Source organism: Achromobacter sp., from assembly GCF_050285585.1.
GTDB lineage: Bacteria > Pseudomonadota > Gammaproteobacteria > Burkholderiales > Burkholderiaceae_B > Achromobacter.
On the sequence record NZ_JBLZXF010000010.1, the window covers coordinates 146,186 to 161,968 of the forward strand.

Genomic DNA, 15,783 nt, shown 5'->3' on the forward strand with positions numbered 1-15,783 from the left:
TGCAGGCGATTCTAGGACAGAACGGTATAGACCGCCCAGCGCGCGAGAAGGTTTCGGTAACCAAACTTGCCCGGGGGACGGAGGGGCGCGGGGAGGCGATAGAAATCAGGGACGGGGCCTGGCATAGGCGCGGCGCGCCTCTGCCGCGCCGGATCCGCCCGCGCGCGGAGTGAAATGTATTGCGCGCGGTGACAAACGGCAAGGCGGCCCGCGGCGCCCGGTCAGCCTGTGGGGGCGGCCCTGAGGTAGCGCTGGGGCGGCGCGCCCAGCGCGCGGTGGAACATCGCCGAAAAGGCGCTGGGGCTGCGATAGCCCAGATCGGAGGCGATCCGCGCGATGGGCTCGCCCAGGGCCAGCCGGCACACGGCGTCCGCCAGCCGCACCTGCTGCACCCACTGGCGGTAGTTCAGGCCCAGCTCTGCCTGGAACAGCCGGATCAGGGTGCGCGCGCTGGCGCCGACCTCGCTGCCCCAGTCCTCGATGCCGCGCTGCAGCCCCGGCCGGTCCAGGATGGCGGCGCAGACGATCTGCAGGCGGCGGTCGCGCGGCCAGGGAATCTGGATGGGCGCCACCCGGGCGGCGGACAGTTCGGCCAGGGCCAGGGCGGCGATCTGCTCGGCCCGGCCCCCCAGCGGATAGTCGATGGGCTCGGCCGTGAGCGCCAGAATCAGTTCGCGAAGCAGCCCGCTGACCTCAATCACCTGGCATTGCGGCCAGTAGCGGCTGGCGGCCTCGGCCTGGAGATAGAGAGAACGCATGGACACCGCGCCCACCATGTCCACGCCGTGCGGCACGCCGGCCGGCACCCACAGCGCGCGCAGCGGCGGCAGGGCCCAGAAGCCGCTGGGGGTGGTGACGCGCATGATTCCCTCGACGGCATAGATCAGCTGGGCGCGGGGATGGGAATGGGTGCCCGTCCGCGCGCCGGCCGGAAACTCCTTGGCCATGGCCGTCACCACGCGCGGCCGGTCCTGGTAATCCTGCGCGTTGACGCTGCGGGCGGGGTCGGGCAGGGTAAGGCGTGCGGGCATGGATGTCACTTCCGACATAAGGATGAGAAGGGAAATAAAAGGGCAATTTCCGTATCTTGTCACTTATACGACGAAAAATGGCAGATCGGGCAGGCGCCGGATTCCTACACTGTCCCCAGGTCCCGGCGTGCTTGCCGGGCAGGCCATCCCCTTATCGCCCGAGACCATGACTTCCGCCCAGAACCCCGCCGCCGTAGCCGACGGCAATCCCGCCCCGCCCGCCGCCTCGGATCCGTCCACCGCCTTCAAGGTCCTGGGCGCGATCAGCGTGGCGCATCTGATGAACGACATGATCCAGTCGATCCTGTTGGCCATCTACCCGATGTTGAAGGATTCGTTCAGCCTGTCATTCGCGCAGATCGGACTGATCACGCTGGTGTACCAGCTGGCCGCCTCGCTGTTGCAGCCTTTCATCGGCTTCTACACCGACCGCAATCCCAAGCCGTATTCGCTGCCGGTGGGCATGGGCTTCACCCTGGTGGGGCTGGTGATGCTGTCGGTCGCGCCGTCGTTCGGCTGGCTGCTGGCGGCGGCGGTGCTGGTGGGCACCGGCTCGTCGGTGTTCCATCCGGAGTCGTCGCGCGTGGCGCGGATGGCCTCGGGCGGGCGCCACGGGCTGGCGCAATCCCTGTTCCAGGTGGGCGGCAACGTGGGGTCCGCGCTGGGGCCGCTGCTGGCCGCGCTGTTCATCATTCCGCACGGGCAGCGCAGCGTGGCGTGGTTCTCGCTGGCGGCGCTGTTCGGTATCGTGGTGTTGACGGGCATCGGGCGCTGGTACAGCGCCAACCGCGTGAGGCTCAAGCCGAAGGCGCGGCGCGAAGGGGCCGGCAACGGGCTGTCGCGCAGGCAGGTGCTGGGCGCCCTGGCCGTGCTCGGCGTTCTGGTGTTTTCGAAGTATTTCTACCTGGCCAGCCTGAACAGCTACTTCACTTTCTATTTGATCGACAAGTTCGCCTTGTCGGTGCGCGAGGCGCAGCTCTATCTGTTCTTGTTCCTGGCCGCGGTGGCGGTGGGCACGGTGGTGGGCGGCCCGGTCGGCGACCGCATCGGCCGCAAGATCGTGATCTGGGTGTCGATCCTGGGGGTGGCGCCGTTCACGCTGCTGCTGCCCCATGCCAATCTGTTCTGGACCGGCGCGCTGGTCGTGATCATCGGCATGGTGCTTGCCTCGGCCTTTTCGGCGATCGTGGTCTATGCGCAGGAACTGGTGCCGGGCAAGGTGGGCATGATCGCCGGCCTGTTCTTCGGCTTTGCCTTCGGCATGGGCGGCGTGGGCGCGGCGGCGCTGGGCAAGTTGGCGGATGCCACGAGCATCGGCTACGTGTATCAGGTCTGCGCCTATCTGCCTTTGCTGGGCGTGGTGGCGATCCTGCTGCCGAACGTGGAGAAGGCGCGCGCCTGAGCGGGAGGGCGCGCCGCGCCCTCCGGATCGGCCCGCTCAGCCCGTGCGCAGGGCGCTCAGCAGCGGGCTGCGGGTCTCGATGTCGGTGATTTCGCCTTCCGCCCCATGGTGGATGACCGCCGAGCGGGCGGACCGCAAGTGGGACAGCTGCGCGGGCGTGAGCGCGAAGCTCGCCGCCAGCCGGCGATCGCCCAGGGGCTTGATCGGCTTGCGGCGGTCCTTGCCGGCGAAGCGGCGATGGTTGTAGACCGCCCACGCCACCAGCACGGCCGCGTTCGCGGCCGCGAGCAGGGCATATCCCGAGAGCGTGCGCACCGTGGGCACGAAGGCGGGCCAAGGCGACAGCCCGGGGCCTTGCGCCGCGTCCCGCAGAATGGCCAGGATGCCCGCGCCGAAGAGATAGACGAAAGCGAACCAGCCGACGGCGGTCAGGATGAAGTCGAACACGTAGCCCGCGCGGGAACGTTGCGTAGTGATGATCATGATGCGTCCGGTGATTTGATGCCTCGGTCCGGGCTGGTCCAGCGCGCGCGCTGGGCCTGCTTGCGGAGCATGACTTTGGGAAAGCTGACCAGGGTGGTGAACAGGCTCACCATCCAGAAGGCCAGCGGATACCAGATGACCCAGTACAGGGCGCGCGGCAGGCCGGGCTCGTAGCGGCGGTCGATCAGGATGCTGACGGCGAATTGAAGCAGGCACACGACAGCCAGCATCATGCCGGTGAAGGCGGGAGGCATCAGGCTTGCGATGTGCATGTTGTTGGGCAGCGTGGCCACCTGGCTGATGGCCCACAGCAGCACCGATATGCCGAAGGCGAAGGACCAGGCGGTGGAGAGGCAGAACTCCGCCACCAGGGGCCACAGCCGGCGGTGGCGCCACGTCCAGATGGAGCGCAGATTCTTCAGGAAAACTTCGGCGCCGCCCTGCGCCCAGCGCAGCCGCTGCTTCCACAGCCCGCGCAGGGTTTCGGGCATCAGGATCCAGCACAGGCCGCGCGGCTCGTAGAAGATCGACCAGTGGTCGCGCTGCAGCTTCCAGCTGATGTCGATGTCCTCGGTGATCATGTCCAGGCTCCAGTACCCCACGCGGTCCAGCGCCGCGCGCCGGAAGGCGGCGACCACGCCGGACACCGTGAACACCTGTCCATAGACACGCTGCGTGCGCTTGATCAGGCCGATGATCGAGGAGAATTCCCCTACCTGGATCCGGCCGATCATCGTCGAGCGGGTGCGGATGCGCGGGTTGCCGGTGACGGCGCCCACGCGCGGATTGTCGATCAGCGGCGCGACCAGGTAGGCGGCCGCGTCCGGATCCAGCCAGGCGTCGCCGTCGATGCAGACCAGGTATTCGCTGCGCGCCGCCAGCGCGCCCATGCGCAGCGCCATGGCCTTGCCCTGATTCTGCGCGAGATGCACCACGCGCAGCCGGTCATGGCTGGCCGCAAGGCGGTCCAGCATTTCCGCCGTGCCGTCGGTGGAGCCGTCGTTGATGGCGATGACTTCGATGTGCGGATAGTTCTGGCCCAGGGCGGCCAGCAGGGTGTCTTCGCCGTGGTCCGCTTCGTTGAAGCAGGGGACCAGGATGGAAACGAGCGGATTGCCCGCGAGCGCAGGGGGCTCGCGGTCCTTGCCCCATTTCCAGTGCCGTTCCCAGTGCCACCAGAAGTAGAGGCCGCCCGTCATCCACATGCCGGACATGAACAGAGGGTAGAAGAACACGAAGCCCAGGAGCGCTTCGCCCGTCAGCATCAGGGTGAAGCCGAAGGGCGCGCCGAGCATCGCGCAGAGAATAAGCAGGGCGATCAGACGGTCTATCATCGGATGGGGTACCAGGCGTCGGAAATGGCGGGCCGGATGCCTTGCAGCCGGGGCTGGTCTTGCGAGAAATCGTCGGGGTAGTAGCCGAAGCTGCGGGCGCCGCGCAATTGAAGCCGCGCCATCCAGCCCGCGAGCACGTCCGTGTCGATGGGCGTGGCTTCGGGGCGGCCGGGGCCGGTGCGCCAGTCGCGCGCCTGCAGTTCGAACACGGTCTTGTCCAGCGCGCCGGGATGCCGCGCGACCGCGTCGACCAGTTGGTCCAGCCAGGCGTTTTCGCGCGCCTCGGGCACGTTTTCCATGCGCGGCATCGCCATAGGCGCGGTCCAGTCGTAGGCGCCCAGGAAATCGTCCAGGTTCTGGGCGAACCAGGTTTCACTGCCGGGGTTCAGGACAGGTTCGGCGTAGATATTGCGGGCGGTCTTGATCTGCGGGCCGCGCACGGCGCGCACGCGTTCGGCCAGCTCGGCCGTGAAATCGACCAGGGCGCGGCTTTTCAGGCGCGTCCAGCGCTGCATCGTGTCCGGGTCCGCGCGCAGCTCGGCGATCGAACCGGGCAGGCCGGCCTTGCGATAGGCCGCCAGCGCGCCGGGGCTGGCGTCCTCGAAGTCGCTCAGCAGGGCGTCGTCGTGGAACAGCACGCCGTCGAAAAGCGTGTAGCGCGCAAGGTCTTCGTACAGATCGCCGATGCGTTGCCGCGCCACCGGGTCGAAAGGCGAGAGACGTCGGTACTGGTCCGGGTCCGGCGCGGGCGTGGCGTCGGGATGCTCGGGGTCCCAGCGCGTGACGCGCGCGATGGAGGGGTCGAGGTCGACAGCCAGCACCGGCATCCAGGCGTAGACGCTTACGTGGGCCCGGTTCTGCAACTGCCAGGAGACGCGGTTGAACAGATCGGCGCGCATCGGCAGCCAGCGGTTGGGAAAGTACACGGACCGGACCAGGCCGTCGGCCTCCGGGTCCGCGAACGCCTGCAGGAACACCGTGTTGATCTGCATGTCCACGATGCGCTGCACCAGGTCGCCCAGATTGCGCTCGGCCTGCGCGGGATCGGGGTCGTAGACGTAGTCCAGGTCCACGTGCGCCACGCGCATCTTCGGCAGGGCCTCGATGCCGGCGACGCTGTCGGCGAAGGACCGGAGCTGCGGGTCGTTGGACAGCAGCAGCCGCGGCGTCGACATGAGGCGCGACACCCGGCTCGGGCCGTCCTCCAGCGTGAGCGCCATGCGGTAGCCGTGCTCGTCCGCGATCTTCAGCGTCGAGCCGCCCTCCGCGCCGTAGGGCCATACCCAGACGCGCGGGGCCTTGCCGGTGGCGCGGCGGATTTTTTCGGTGATGGCGGCGACGTCCCGGCCCATGCGGGCCTGGAACTGCCGCTCGGTTTCGTACTGGCGAGCGCGGCCGTCGTAGACCCGGATGGCGGCCGCCGGCTCGGTGTTGCCCTGCGGATTGGCGAGCGCGCCGTAGTGCGAGGCATCCGTGTGCGCGGCGATCTCCACCAGGCCGGAGCGCGAGATTTCGCGGATCTCGTTCCAGTTCAGGAAGCGGTCGCGCGGCTGAGGGCTGCCGCCGAAGTCCACCTGCTTGGCCGCGGGGGTGTCCATCCACATGCCCACGGGCGCCAGCAGGGCCGGCCAGCGATAGGCTTTCAGGATGGGCAGGACGCGGGTGTAGAAGCTGCGGTAGCCGTCGTCGAAGCTCAGCAGCACCGCCCGGTCGGGCAGGGGCTGGCCGCCGTTGCGCGCATCCAGGATCTGGTCCACGGACACGGCCTGGTAGCCGTTCTCGCGCAGCCAGGCCAACTGGTCGACGAGGCGGTCGGTGCGCACGCTGAGGAAGCCCTGGTCGGGGTCCTCGTCTTCGACATCGTGATAGGCCAGGGCCAGGAATTGGCCGGAGACCCAGGGACGGTCGACGGGCGCGACCGCCCGCTCGGACGGGGGCGTATAGACGGGAATGTCCTTGGCGCAGGCTGTCAGGACCAGGATGAGCAGCAACAGCAGGCCGGCCAACAGGACGCGGGTATGGGTTCTAAGCATGGAAGCGGTCTCAGAAGCGGTAGGCGAGATCGAAGACGATGCGCAGTTCGCGCTCGCGGTCGCCGTCGTACGGGCGGCTGATGCCGGTGATCATGGCGCCCATGTCGAGGACGTCGTTGGCGCGATAGCGCTGGCCGTAGCCCAATGCGATCACGCCGCCCGTGCCGTAGTACTGCTGGGCGTAGGCGCCGGCGCCGATCGTGCCGATCTGCTCCCAGGCGGTTTCGTAGCGGCGATACAGGGTGTGGGTCAGCCGCAAGCCCGGCAGCAGCATCAGGTCGGAACGCGGGTTGAAATAGGGCACGTCGCTGCCGCCGCTGTTGCGTTGCGTGGAAATGTCGAACTCCAGGTCGGCCTTCAGGTGCGGCGCGGTGTAGACGCGCTCGCGTCCGTTCAGGCCCAGCGCCCAGCGGTTGTTGCCGTCGCTGAAATGCGAGGGCGACAGCGCCAGCGTCCATTCGCGGCGCTCGTTGGCGCGCCAGCGCACGAAGCCCGACAGGCTGTTGGACGAAACTCCGCTTGCCAGCGCGCGCAGCGGCGTCTCGCGCGACATCAACTCGGCCGAGCCGCCCAGCTGCCAGTGGTCGTCCACGTCGTAGGCGGCGCTCAGGCGCAGCCCCGGCTTGACGCCGTGGCCATAGTCATGCGTGGAGGCCTCGCCTTCGACGGTGAGGTCGCGGCCGCGCCATTGCACGCCGGTGCGCACCCAGCGGTAGGTGCCCCGGCCCTCTTCGAAGTCCCCGGCGGCGTATCCGCCTCCGCCGAACACGCGCCAGTTGTAGTCCAGCGGCTTCGAATACAGCACCGCGTCGATGCCGAAATCGCCGCTGCCGGAAACCGGGCTGTCGGATGCCAGGCCGCGATAGCCGTTGATCTGGAGTTCGGCCTTGTTGTGCACTTCCCATTGCCGTGCCAGCCGGCGCGAAACCAGGTCTTCGGGAGCGCGCGCAAGCGTGTCCTGACTCAGGGCTTCGGCCTGGCGCCATTCCTGCAGCTCCAGCGCGCCAAAGCCCTGGCCGTTCTCCACGCCCAGGCTGCGGGGCGTCAGCGTTTCCGCCATCTTCAGCGTGCGTTCCGAGGCGCGCGGCAGCGAGCGCGCCCGGTACGTCGCGGCGAGCTGGGCGAGCAGGGTGGAGTTGTTGGGCGCCTTGCGCACCATGTCTTCCAGACTGCGCTGGGCGGTCTCGGTGTCATCGGCCAGCAGGCTGGCCGACGCCTCGGTCTGCAGGCGTTCCAGGTTCAGATCGTTCGGGATGCGGCTGGGCTGGCCTTTGATGTAGACCCATTCCGGATAGGCGTCCCGCGTGGCTGCGAGGCTTTCCGAGGCTTCCCCGAATGCTTCGGCTTCGGCCAGGGAGTAGTACAGGCCGGTTTCGTTGCTCAGTCGGTCCTCGGGATCGTCGTTGCGCGCGGCGTCGTCCGCGGCAACCTGCCGGTAGATGTCGCGGGCCTTCTCGGGCTCGCGCAGGTACAGGTAGGCGGAGGCGACGTCGTTCAGAGCATAGCGCGGCACGTCGGCGCCTTCCGCGCGCAGCGCCTCGTACTCGCGCACGAGATCGGCCATGCGCACGCGGGCGTGCAGGGCGTGGAGGCGGTCGATGCGCGCGCGCAGCACGTCGTCGCGGGCGGCCTCGCCCAGTTCGCGCCAGGCGGGAATCAGCTCGTCATAGCGGGCCAGCGCGCGGTCGGCGATGGTGAAGCGCTCGGCTTCGCCGCGCGTGGGCATGGAGGACAGGCGCACCTGCTGCGCCACGGCGTCCGCTTCGAAGCGTCGCATTTCGGCGGCATCGAACAGACCGGGATGTTCGCGGGCCCGGGCCAGGGCTGCGCCGGACATGCGGGCGCGCTGCAGCGCCTGGATGTATTCGCGCTGGACGTAGGGCGTGTCCGGGGCGATGGCCAGGGCCTGGTCGGCCTGGTGCAGGGCATCGAAGGGGCGGCGCTGGCGGGCGTGCACGTAGGCGAGCGCCAGACGGGCATCGACGTTCCGCGGCTGGCGGCGGACCCATTGTTCGCCGGCCTGTCGCGCGGCTTGCGGCTGGCCCGAGTCGGCCAGCGTCATGATTTCGCCGGCCTGGAAGGCCGCTTGCCCAGGGTGGCTGCGCAGGCCCGCGCGGTAGGCGGCCAGCGCTTCGGGCCAGCGCTGCAGGTCGCGGTAGGCGCGCGCCGCGGCCAATCGGACTTCGGCGGGCGGCCTGGCGCCAGCAGGCAGCGTTTCGTAGGCCTCGACCACTTCGGCCGGCCTGCCGGCCCAGCCCGCGATGACGATGCGGTCATGGACGGCTCGCCAGCCGGCGTCCGGGCCCTGCCGCCGCAGCATGATCAGCGCGGGTTCGTATTCGCCGGCACGCGCCCGGGAGATCAGACTGTCGTAGTCATCGGCCGGGCTGGCGAGGGCCAGGACGGGCGTCAGGGCGACGCAGGCGGCAAGCAGGCTCAAGCCTGCGGCGTCAATGCGAGGCGTTTGCCGCTTGTCGGCGGCGACCCCCGCGGGTCTTCCTTTGCATGGCATCTGTAGTACTTCCGCAGTTGCAACTAAGGGCGTTCGCGACCTCCGCCGGGCGCGCGCGAGCGCGGCAGCCGGACGCAACGCGGGCGCAAGGCGCCCGCGACGGAGGTGGAGACTAGGGTTATTGATGCGCGGCGCCCGCTTCGGGGACCTTCGCACTCGCGCAATGGGAGTGCATGGCTAGTACGCGCCACGCCCGTGGGGCGTGATTGCGGCGCTCTGGCGGCCCCGTCAATAGGCTGAACTTTAGGTGTTTTTGGGGAATTTAACTGTCAATTACTGCAAAGGAAGCGCGCGTCGGGGCGGCGTTGGCGTATTCTTCGTTGCCTAGTAACAAAACGCGTCAGTAATGCTGAGATGTAACCGGTCCCGGGATGCGGACCCTGTGCAGCGGCAATTCCGAGCGGCGGCGGCGCTCCCGAAAGCGTGGGCCGACAAGAAATATGACGACTTCCTTATTCTTCCTGATGTGGGGCCTGGCCACGGCGCTGGCATTGCCATTGCTCGTGCCTTTTCACGCCCGCGGCATCGGAGGCGTCAAGGCGTTCACGGCGGCCAACGCGCTGGCCGTGCTGTCCCTGCTGGCGTACGCGGCTTCCGGCGTGTTTCCGCCGGGCGTCTACGTGATCGTGTCGAACGCGGCGTGGGTCTGTTCGCTGAGCCTGGTCCATATCGGCGTGCGGCAATTCTTCGGCATGCCTGCGCATGTCCGGCGCACGGCCGGCCTGGGCGCGCTCTGCGTGCTGGCGTTCGCGCTGATGCTGTATGCCAGGGATAACCTGGGCGGACGCATGCTGCTGTTCTCCACCTACACCTGCGCCGCCGCCCTGGCCACGGGCCGGGTGATTTTCCAGCAGCGCGGACGGCTCCAGACGCGCGGCGTGATGCTGTACCTGATGGTGGCCATTTTCGGGCTGGCGGCGTTGCATGCGCTGCGCGTGGCGGTCTATACCGTGGGAGGACAGGCGCCCGCGTCCATGCTGGACCCTACGCCCTGGGGGCTGTTCTTCATCGTCTGCGGCGCGGTCACCGTCCCGGCGCTGTTCCTGGCGCTGCTCCTGCTGGTCCAGACCAGCCTGTCCGAACAGATGCAGGCGGCGCTGACCTTCGACAGCCTGACCGGGGCCTATTCGCGGCGCAGCATCCTGGACGAGCTCGACCGCGAACTGCGGCGCTGCAAGCGCGTCGACGGAAGGCTGGCGGTGCTGGTGCTGGACATCGATCACTTCAAGTCCATCAACGACCGCTACGGCCACGCGGGAGGCGATACCGCGCTGCGCCACTATGCGCAAGTGGTCCAGCGGGCCGTCAGGGCCAGCGACCGCGTCGGCCGGCTGGGCGGCGAGGAATTCGTGCTGCTGATGTACGACTGCGATCCGGCCCGCGCGCTGGTGCAGGCCCAGCGCGTCTGCGACGCCTTGCGCGACGCGCCGCTGCATCTGCAGGGCGTGGAAGTGCCGATGACCACGAGCGGCGGCCTGGCCGTGTATCAGGCGGGCGACACGGCAGACGGCATACTGGCCCGCGCCGACGCCGCGTTGTACCGGGCCAAGCAGCAGGGACGCGACCGCGTGGAGATGGCCTGGGCCGGGCGGACCGCCGGCCGCCCGTTGCCGGAAGGCCTGGCGGACGCGATGGCGGAGGACGACGGGTCCGCCACGCGGGAGGGGGCGGAATCTACGGTTTGAGGTGTTCCGTCAGGAACTTCTCCATCGCCTCGTAGAACTCGAACTTGTTTTCGTCGTTGTGGAAGCCATGGCCTTCGTTGTCCTTGACCATGTATTCGACGTCGACGCCGCGCGCGCGGAGCGCCTTGACCATCTGGTCGCTCTCGTCCTTGTTCACGCGCGGATCCTTGGCGCCTTGCGCCACGAACAGCGGTGTCTTGATCTTGTCCGCGTGCAGGGCGGGCGAGGTCGCGGCCAGGCGGTCGCGGTCGCGCTCGGGATCGCCCACCATGTCGTACATCTTGTCCAGCATGGGCTTCCAGTACGGCGGGATGGATTTCATGAACGTGAACAGGTTCGACACCCCGACGTAATCGACCGCCGCGGCATAGAGGTCGGGCGTGAAGGCAACGCCGGCCAGCGTGGCATAGCCGCCATAGCTGGCACCGTAGATCCCGATGCGCTTGGGGTCGGCGATGCCCTGCTGCACCAGCCATTGCACGCCATCCGTGATGTCGTCCTGCATCTTCAGGCCCCACTGCCCGAAGCTGGCTTCCCAGAAGGCGCGGCCGTAGCCGGTCGATCCGCGGAAGTTCACTTGCAGCACGCAAAAGCCGCGATTCGCCAGGAACTGTATCTCGGGGTTGTAGCCCCAGCCGTCGCGCGCCCAGGGGCCGCCGTGCGGGTTCACGATGCAGGGCAGGTTGGTGGAAGGGCGGCCGGCGGGCAGCGTCAGGTAGCCGTGGATCGTCAGGCCGTCGCGCGCCTGGTAGCTGATGGGCTGCACGCGGGACATGTCCGCTTCCGGGATGGCCGGGTTGATGTCGGCCAGCTTGGTCAGCGTGTCGGCGGCCGCGTCGTAGATGTAGCGCGACCCCGGGGTGCGGTCGTTGTAGGCGGCGACGATGAATGTGTTCTCGTCGCGGTTGGAGCCCTGGATCGCGAATTCATAGCCAGCCAGCCTGGCCGACAGCTTCTTGAACAGGGTTTCGGTTTCCGCGTCGAAAAAACGGTATTGCGGCTTGTCGGTCTGGTAGGCGGCCAGCGTCAGCACGCGGCGCTTGCGTGAGTACGCCGCGGCGTCCAGGTCCACGGTGTCGGGGGTGAAGATCTCTTCTTCGGCCTCGGGCTTGGCCGGGTCCACGATCACCAGCGCCAGTTTGTCGCGCCCGCGGTTGGAGAGCGCGTAGAGCTTCCTGTCGTCGAAGGTGAAGAACGCCGGGCTGACGCTGGTCCGGTAGTCGGTGGTGATCAGCGGACGGAATTCGGACGCTTCGTCGTCGCGATAGAGCAGGGTGGTGTTCAGCCCGTCGCTGGTGACCGCCGCGCGCACCTTGCCGGCATGGTCGGTCTGCCAGCCGACGATGTTGCCGGGATTCTGCGCCACCAGGACTCCCGCGCCGGTGTGGACGTTGACGCGGTAGACGTCGAAGACTTCGGGGTCGCGCTGGTTGTGGCTGATCAGGACGTGGTCGGGATCGTCTTCGAGGTCGTCCTCGATGCCGGCGCGCACGCCCTCGTAGGGCGTCAGGTCGGTGATCTTGCCGGTCTTGGCATTGACGGCCAGGACGTGGAAGTTCTCGTCGCCGCCGAAATCCTTCTGGTAGAGCACCACGTCGGCGCCTTTCCAGAAGAAATTGCTGATGTCGCGCGCGGTTTCGCTGGTCAGCTGGCGCGGCTCGCCCACTGGCGTGCTGCCTTGCAGCGGCTGCACATAGATGTTCATGCGGGCGGGATTGCCGTCCACGCTGGTGGGCTGCATGAAGCCCAGCGTCTTGCCGTCATCGGCGAGCCGGAAGAAGCCGCGTTCCGGATTGCGGAAGAAGTCCTTCAGGGGATAGGCTCGCGGCGGCTGGGCGGCGCTGGCGCCCAGCGATGCGCCGACGATGCTGGCGGCCAGGACGGTGCGCTTCAGGAATGAGAACAAGGGGACCTCCGAGGTTGCTGCGGCCGCGGGCTGGGCCGGCTGCCGGCTGGTCCACCGATAATGCCATAGCGCCGCCGACGGTGTCGAACCGCCGGCGGCGCGGCGCGCTATCGGGGGGCGGACCGGCCCGGCCCACGCGCAGCGGGCCGATATGCGGGATAATCGCGGGCACTGATTTGGAGATAGACATGTACGGGAAACTGGTCGCGGCATCGGCGCTGGCCCTGGGCCTGGCGGGGTGCTCGATAGGCATTTCGCAGAACGGCGCATCGCCGCACAGCGAGTTCAAGGCGCCGGTGGCTTTCAAGGACGCCTATGCCACGGCGATCCGGCAATCCAGGGATTGCCTGCGTAGCACGGACAACGCGTACCGCGTGCTGGCCGACCTGGACGAAAGCGCGCAGTCCGGCGTGGTGCGGGTGCTGGCTCCCTTCAGCGACAATGAAATGTCGCGGGTCGATCTGAAGGCGGCCGGCGCCAAGAGCACCGACGTGCGCATCGTCATGTGGGGCAAGGGCACCTGGGACGCTGCCGCCATGCGCGCCATGCAGGACGCGGTCTATTACAGCCTGGTGTCGTGCAGCAGCTATATGCCGCTGGATCCGCGTCCCCAGGTCAAGCCCTCGCGCGACCTGCCGGACTGAGCCGGCGGCGCAAGGCCGCCCGGAACCTCAGTCGCTGCCCGGGCGGCGGCGGATGATCTTGAAGGTGGCGGTGGCGCGCGCGACCAGTTCGCCGTCGGCGCGCCGCACATCGCCCTCGCAGAAGGCGATCGAGGCGCCGCGGCGCAGGCAGCGGGCCTCGATGGTCAGGTCGCCCGTGCCGGGCGACAGGAACGAGGTGTTCATGTCGATGGTGGCCATGCCTTCCTTGCCGTCGGCGCAACCGCGGGCGGCGGCGCTGAGCGTGAAGTCCAGCACGCTCATCAGCGTGCCGCCGTGCACGTCGCCGCGGCTATTGGTGAGGTCCTGCCGCCAGGGCAGGGTGGTGCGGGCATAGCCTTGCTCGATGTGCTCGGGAACCAGGCCGAGGAAGTGCATGAAGGGAATGGTGAGGCCGAAGTAATCGGTCTGGGCAGTTTCGGGTGCAGTCATGGAACCGTTATGGACGGAAAGTAAGGTGTCGCCGGTCATAATATATGCTTTTGCCACGGGATTTCAGGCGATGAAAGGCCATGGAAACCGTTGCCCCCGGGCGGGGCGGCGGGCAGGCGCGGCGCGGAGGGCCTGTGTCTGAGGCGCGCAAGATCGTGCATGTGGACATGGACGCGTTCTATGCGTCCGTGGAGCAGCGCGACAACCCCGAACTGCGCGGCAAGCCGGTGGTGGTGGCCTGGACGGGCCCGCGGTCGGTCGTCTGCGCGGCTTCCTACGAGGCGCGGCGCTTCGGCATCCATTCGGCCATGTCCGCCGCGCGCGCGGAGCGGCTCTGTCCGCACGCCATCTATGTGCCGCCGGACTTCAACCGCTATCGCGAGGTGTCGCGCCAGGTCCGGCAGATTTTCGCGCGCCACACTGACCTGATCGAGCCGTTGTCGCTGGACGAAGCCTACCTGGACGTTACCGTCAACAAGTACGGGCTGCCCTCGGCCACCGAGGTCGCCCAGGTCATCCGTCACCAGATCCGCGAGGAGACCGGGCTGACCGCGTCGGCCGGGGTGGCGCCCAACAAATTCCTGGCCAAGATCGCGTCGGACTGGAACAAGCCGGACGGCCTGTTCGTGGTCCGCCCCAGCAAGGTGCTGGCCTTCCTGGAACCCTTGCCCGTGCGCAAGGTCCCGGGCGTGGGCAAGGTCACGCAGGCGCGGCTGGAACAGCTGGGCATCCATACGGTGGGCGACCTGGCCACGCACGGCGTGCAGGAGCTCGAACATTATTTTGGCCGCTACGGGCGGCGCCTGTACGAATTGGCGCGCGGCATCGACGAGCGCGAGGTGCAGACGGACGCCCCGTTGCAGCAGGTGTCGGCCGAAACCACGTTCGAGCAGGACGTGCGGCTGGGCGGGCTGGGCGAGGCCATCGACCGCATGGCGCAGAAGGTGTGGGAGCAGTCGCTGAAGAAAGGGGCGCTGGGCCGCACGGTGGTGCTCAAGCTGAAAACCGACCGCTTCCGCATCCTGACGCGCAGCCAGACCAGCCCGAATCCGCCCGGATCGGCGGCGGAGCTTGCCGCCGTTGCGAGGCTGCTGTGCGAACGGGTGGAACTGCCGCCGGAGACGCTATACCGGCTGGCGGGGGTGGGGATGAGCAATTTCGCCGATCCGGCGGAGCGGTCGCGCCAGCCGGACCTGTTCGGCGGCGCGTTCTGAGGCCGCGCGGGCGGCGGGCCCCGCGCGCCGGGGCATGGGGGCCCGCGCATGGCGGGCCGTCCGGAATCAGGCCAGGCGGGCCTTCACCTGCTGCGACAGCGCCGTCATGTCGGCGCGGCCGGCCAGCGACTGCTTGAGCAGGGCCATGACCTTGCCCATGGCGGGCGCGCCCGTCACGCCTTGCGCGGCCACTTCCGCCAGCGCGGCGTCGATGGCGGCGGACACTTCCTCCGGCGTGGCGGCCTGGGGCAGGAATTCCTGCAGCACGACCACTTCGGCCTTTTCCTGCTCGGCGGTTTCCGTGCGGCCGGCCTGTTCGAACGCGGCGATGGATTCGCGGCGCTGCTTGACCTGTTTTTCGATGATGGCGGTGATTTCCGCGTCGGTCAGGTCGCGGCGTTCGTCCACTTCCTTCTGCTTGACGGCGGCCAGGAGGAAGCGCAGCGTCGCAAGGCGCTCGGTGGCCTTGGCGCGCATCGCTTCCTTGACGGAATCGGAGAGGCGGGTTTTGAGCGTAGCTGTGCTCATGGTGAACCTTTGTGGTGGTGTAGCGGCAAATAAACAGTGTAAACCGGCAGCCCGCGATCCGCCCCGCGGTCCGGCGGGGCGGCCCGGCCCCGTTCCTATTTGACCTTGGCCAGGTCGCCGCGCAGGGCGACGCCCGCAACCATGGCGCCGGCGTGGCATTCGTAGTCGGTCTTGTTGCTGTACACGTTCTTGCGGTAGTAGCTGACGATATTGGTCACCGCGTTGGCGCCCGCCTTCTTCGCCGCCTCGTGCAGCGCGATGACGGCGGACTGGGCCACCCACAGGCACGCCTCTTCATCTTTCTTGGCGAACGCGTTGGTCTTGCGATTGGTGACGACATCGGCCTGCAGCACCTGCCCCTTGGGGCCGGTGCCCGCCAGGTAGAAGCGGACGCTGCCGTCGATCTTGCCGGCGGCCTGCGCGGCTTCGATCGCCGGCTGGAGCGGCAGGTGGACGGTGCGGTCCGCGGCGACGGCCGGGGCGGAGCAGACGAGCGACAGGGCCAGGGTTCCAAACAGCTTGCGAGACAGGTTCATGGTGGGTTCCAAGGGAGTGAAACGG

13 protein-coding genes are annotated in these 15,783 nt (G+C 68.3%); 4 read left to right on the top strand and 9 right to left on the bottom strand.

Going from position 1 to position 15,783, the window contains the following annotated elements:
* Nucleotides 1-221: 221 nt before the first annotated feature.
* Nucleotides 222-1,031, bottom strand: coding sequence for an AraC family transcriptional regulator (locus ACN6PJ_RS16200; protein ID WP_427996865.1), 810 nt, complete (start codon nucleotides 1,029-1,031; stop codon nucleotides 222-224).
* 166 nt (nucleotides 1,032-1,197) lie between these two features.
* Here ACN6PJ_RS16200 and ACN6PJ_RS16205 point away from each other — a divergent pair, with 166 nt between their 5' ends.
* A complete protein-coding gene (locus tag ACN6PJ_RS16205) occupies nucleotides 1,198-2,433 on the top strand; it encodes an MFS transporter (RefSeq protein WP_427996866.1) in 1,236 nt (411 codons plus the stop codon).
* 36 nt (nucleotides 2,434-2,469) lie between these two features.
* Here ACN6PJ_RS16205 and pgaD read toward each other — a convergent pair whose 3' ends face one another.
* Genes pgaD through pgaA form a run of 4 tightly spaced genes read right to left on the bottom strand, consistent with a single transcriptional unit; the run spans nucleotide 2,470 to nucleotide 8,723 of the window.
* Nucleotides 2,470-2,916, bottom strand: coding sequence for a poly-beta-1,6-N-acetyl-D-glucosamine biosynthesis protein PgaD (pgaD, locus tag ACN6PJ_RS16210; RefSeq protein ID WP_427996867.1), 447 nt, complete (start codon nucleotides 2,914-2,916; stop codon nucleotides 2,470-2,472).
* Nucleotides 2,913-4,250: a poly-beta-1,6-N-acetyl-D-glucosamine synthase gene (gene pgaC / locus ACN6PJ_RS16215; protein ID WP_427996868.1), complete on the bottom strand. Its 1,338-nt coding sequence runs from the start codon at nucleotides 4,248-4,250 to the stop codon at nucleotides 2,913-2,915. The genes pgaD and pgaC overlap by 4 nt, the downstream gene beginning before the upstream one ends.
* Nucleotides 4,247-6,283 carry a poly-beta-1,6-N-acetyl-D-glucosamine N-deacetylase PgaB gene (gene pgaB, locus ACN6PJ_RS16220; protein WP_427996869.1) on the bottom strand — a complete coding sequence of 679 codons (2,037 nt, stop codon included), beginning with the start codon at nucleotides 6,281-6,283 and terminating at the stop codon, nucleotides 4,247-4,249. Before pgaB ends, pgaC begins: the two co-directional genes overlap by 4 nt.
* A gap of 10 nt (nucleotides 6,284-6,293) precedes the next feature.
* On the bottom strand, nucleotides 6,294-8,723 hold the full coding sequence (pgaA, locus tag ACN6PJ_RS16225) for a poly-beta-1,6 N-acetyl-D-glucosamine export porin PgaA (protein WP_427996870.1): 2,430 nt from the start codon (nucleotides 8,721-8,723) through the stop codon (nucleotides 6,294-6,296).
* Nucleotides 8,724-9,235: 512 nt separating this feature from the next.
* Between pgaA and ACN6PJ_RS16230 the strand changes: the two genes are divergently transcribed.
* Nucleotides 9,236-10,480, top strand: coding sequence for a GGDEF domain-containing protein (locus tag ACN6PJ_RS16230; protein WP_427996871.1), 1,245 nt, complete (start codon nucleotides 9,236-9,238; stop codon nucleotides 10,478-10,480).
* On the opposite strand, the gene ACN6PJ_RS16235 is transcribed toward ACN6PJ_RS16230, so the two are convergent.
* Entirely contained in the window at nucleotides 10,470-12,386 is a 1,917-nt protein-coding gene (locus ACN6PJ_RS16235; RefSeq protein WP_427996872.1) for an alpha/beta fold hydrolase, read from the bottom strand. The two genes, ACN6PJ_RS16230 and ACN6PJ_RS16235, sit on opposite strands and share 11 nt — an antisense overlap.
* 188 nt (nucleotides 12,387-12,574) lie before the next feature.
* Between ACN6PJ_RS16235 and ACN6PJ_RS16240 the strand changes: the two genes are divergently transcribed.
* Complete coding sequence (locus tag ACN6PJ_RS16240; RefSeq protein ID WP_427996873.1) at nucleotides 12,575-13,030, top strand: BPTD_2524 family lipoprotein; 456 nt, start codon at nucleotides 12,575-12,577, stop codon at nucleotides 13,028-13,030.
* Nucleotides 13,031-13,057: 27 nt separating this feature from the next.
* Here the strand turns inward: ACN6PJ_RS16240 and ACN6PJ_RS16245 are convergent, their stop codons facing one another.
* Nucleotides 13,058-13,480 carry a PaaI family thioesterase gene (locus ACN6PJ_RS16245; protein WP_427996874.1) on the bottom strand — a complete coding sequence of 141 codons (423 nt, stop codon included), beginning with the start codon at nucleotides 13,478-13,480 and terminating at the stop codon, nucleotides 13,058-13,060.
* A 134-nt stretch (nucleotides 13,481-13,614) separates the two neighbouring features.
* Between ACN6PJ_RS16245 and dinB the strand changes: the two genes are divergently transcribed.
* Nucleotides 13,615-14,694, top strand: coding sequence for a DNA polymerase IV (gene dinB, locus ACN6PJ_RS16250; RefSeq protein ID WP_427996875.1), 1,080 nt, complete (start codon nucleotides 13,615-13,617; stop codon nucleotides 14,692-14,694).
* A 66-nt stretch (nucleotides 14,695-14,760) separates the two neighbouring features.
* On the opposite strand, the gene ACN6PJ_RS16255 is transcribed toward dinB, so the two are convergent.
* Together ACN6PJ_RS16255 and ACN6PJ_RS16260 are read right to left on the bottom strand one after the other, a co-directional pair.
* Nucleotides 14,761-15,222, bottom strand: coding sequence for a GatB/YqeY domain-containing protein (locus ACN6PJ_RS16255; protein ID WP_427996876.1), 462 nt, complete (start codon nucleotides 15,220-15,222; stop codon nucleotides 14,761-14,763).
* Nucleotides 15,223-15,317: 95 nt separating this feature from the next.
* On the bottom strand, nucleotides 15,318-15,758 hold the full coding sequence (locus ACN6PJ_RS16260; protein WP_427996877.1) for an excinuclease: 441 nt from the start codon (nucleotides 15,756-15,758) through the stop codon (nucleotides 15,318-15,320).
* Nucleotides 15,759-15,783: the final 25 nt, after the last annotated feature.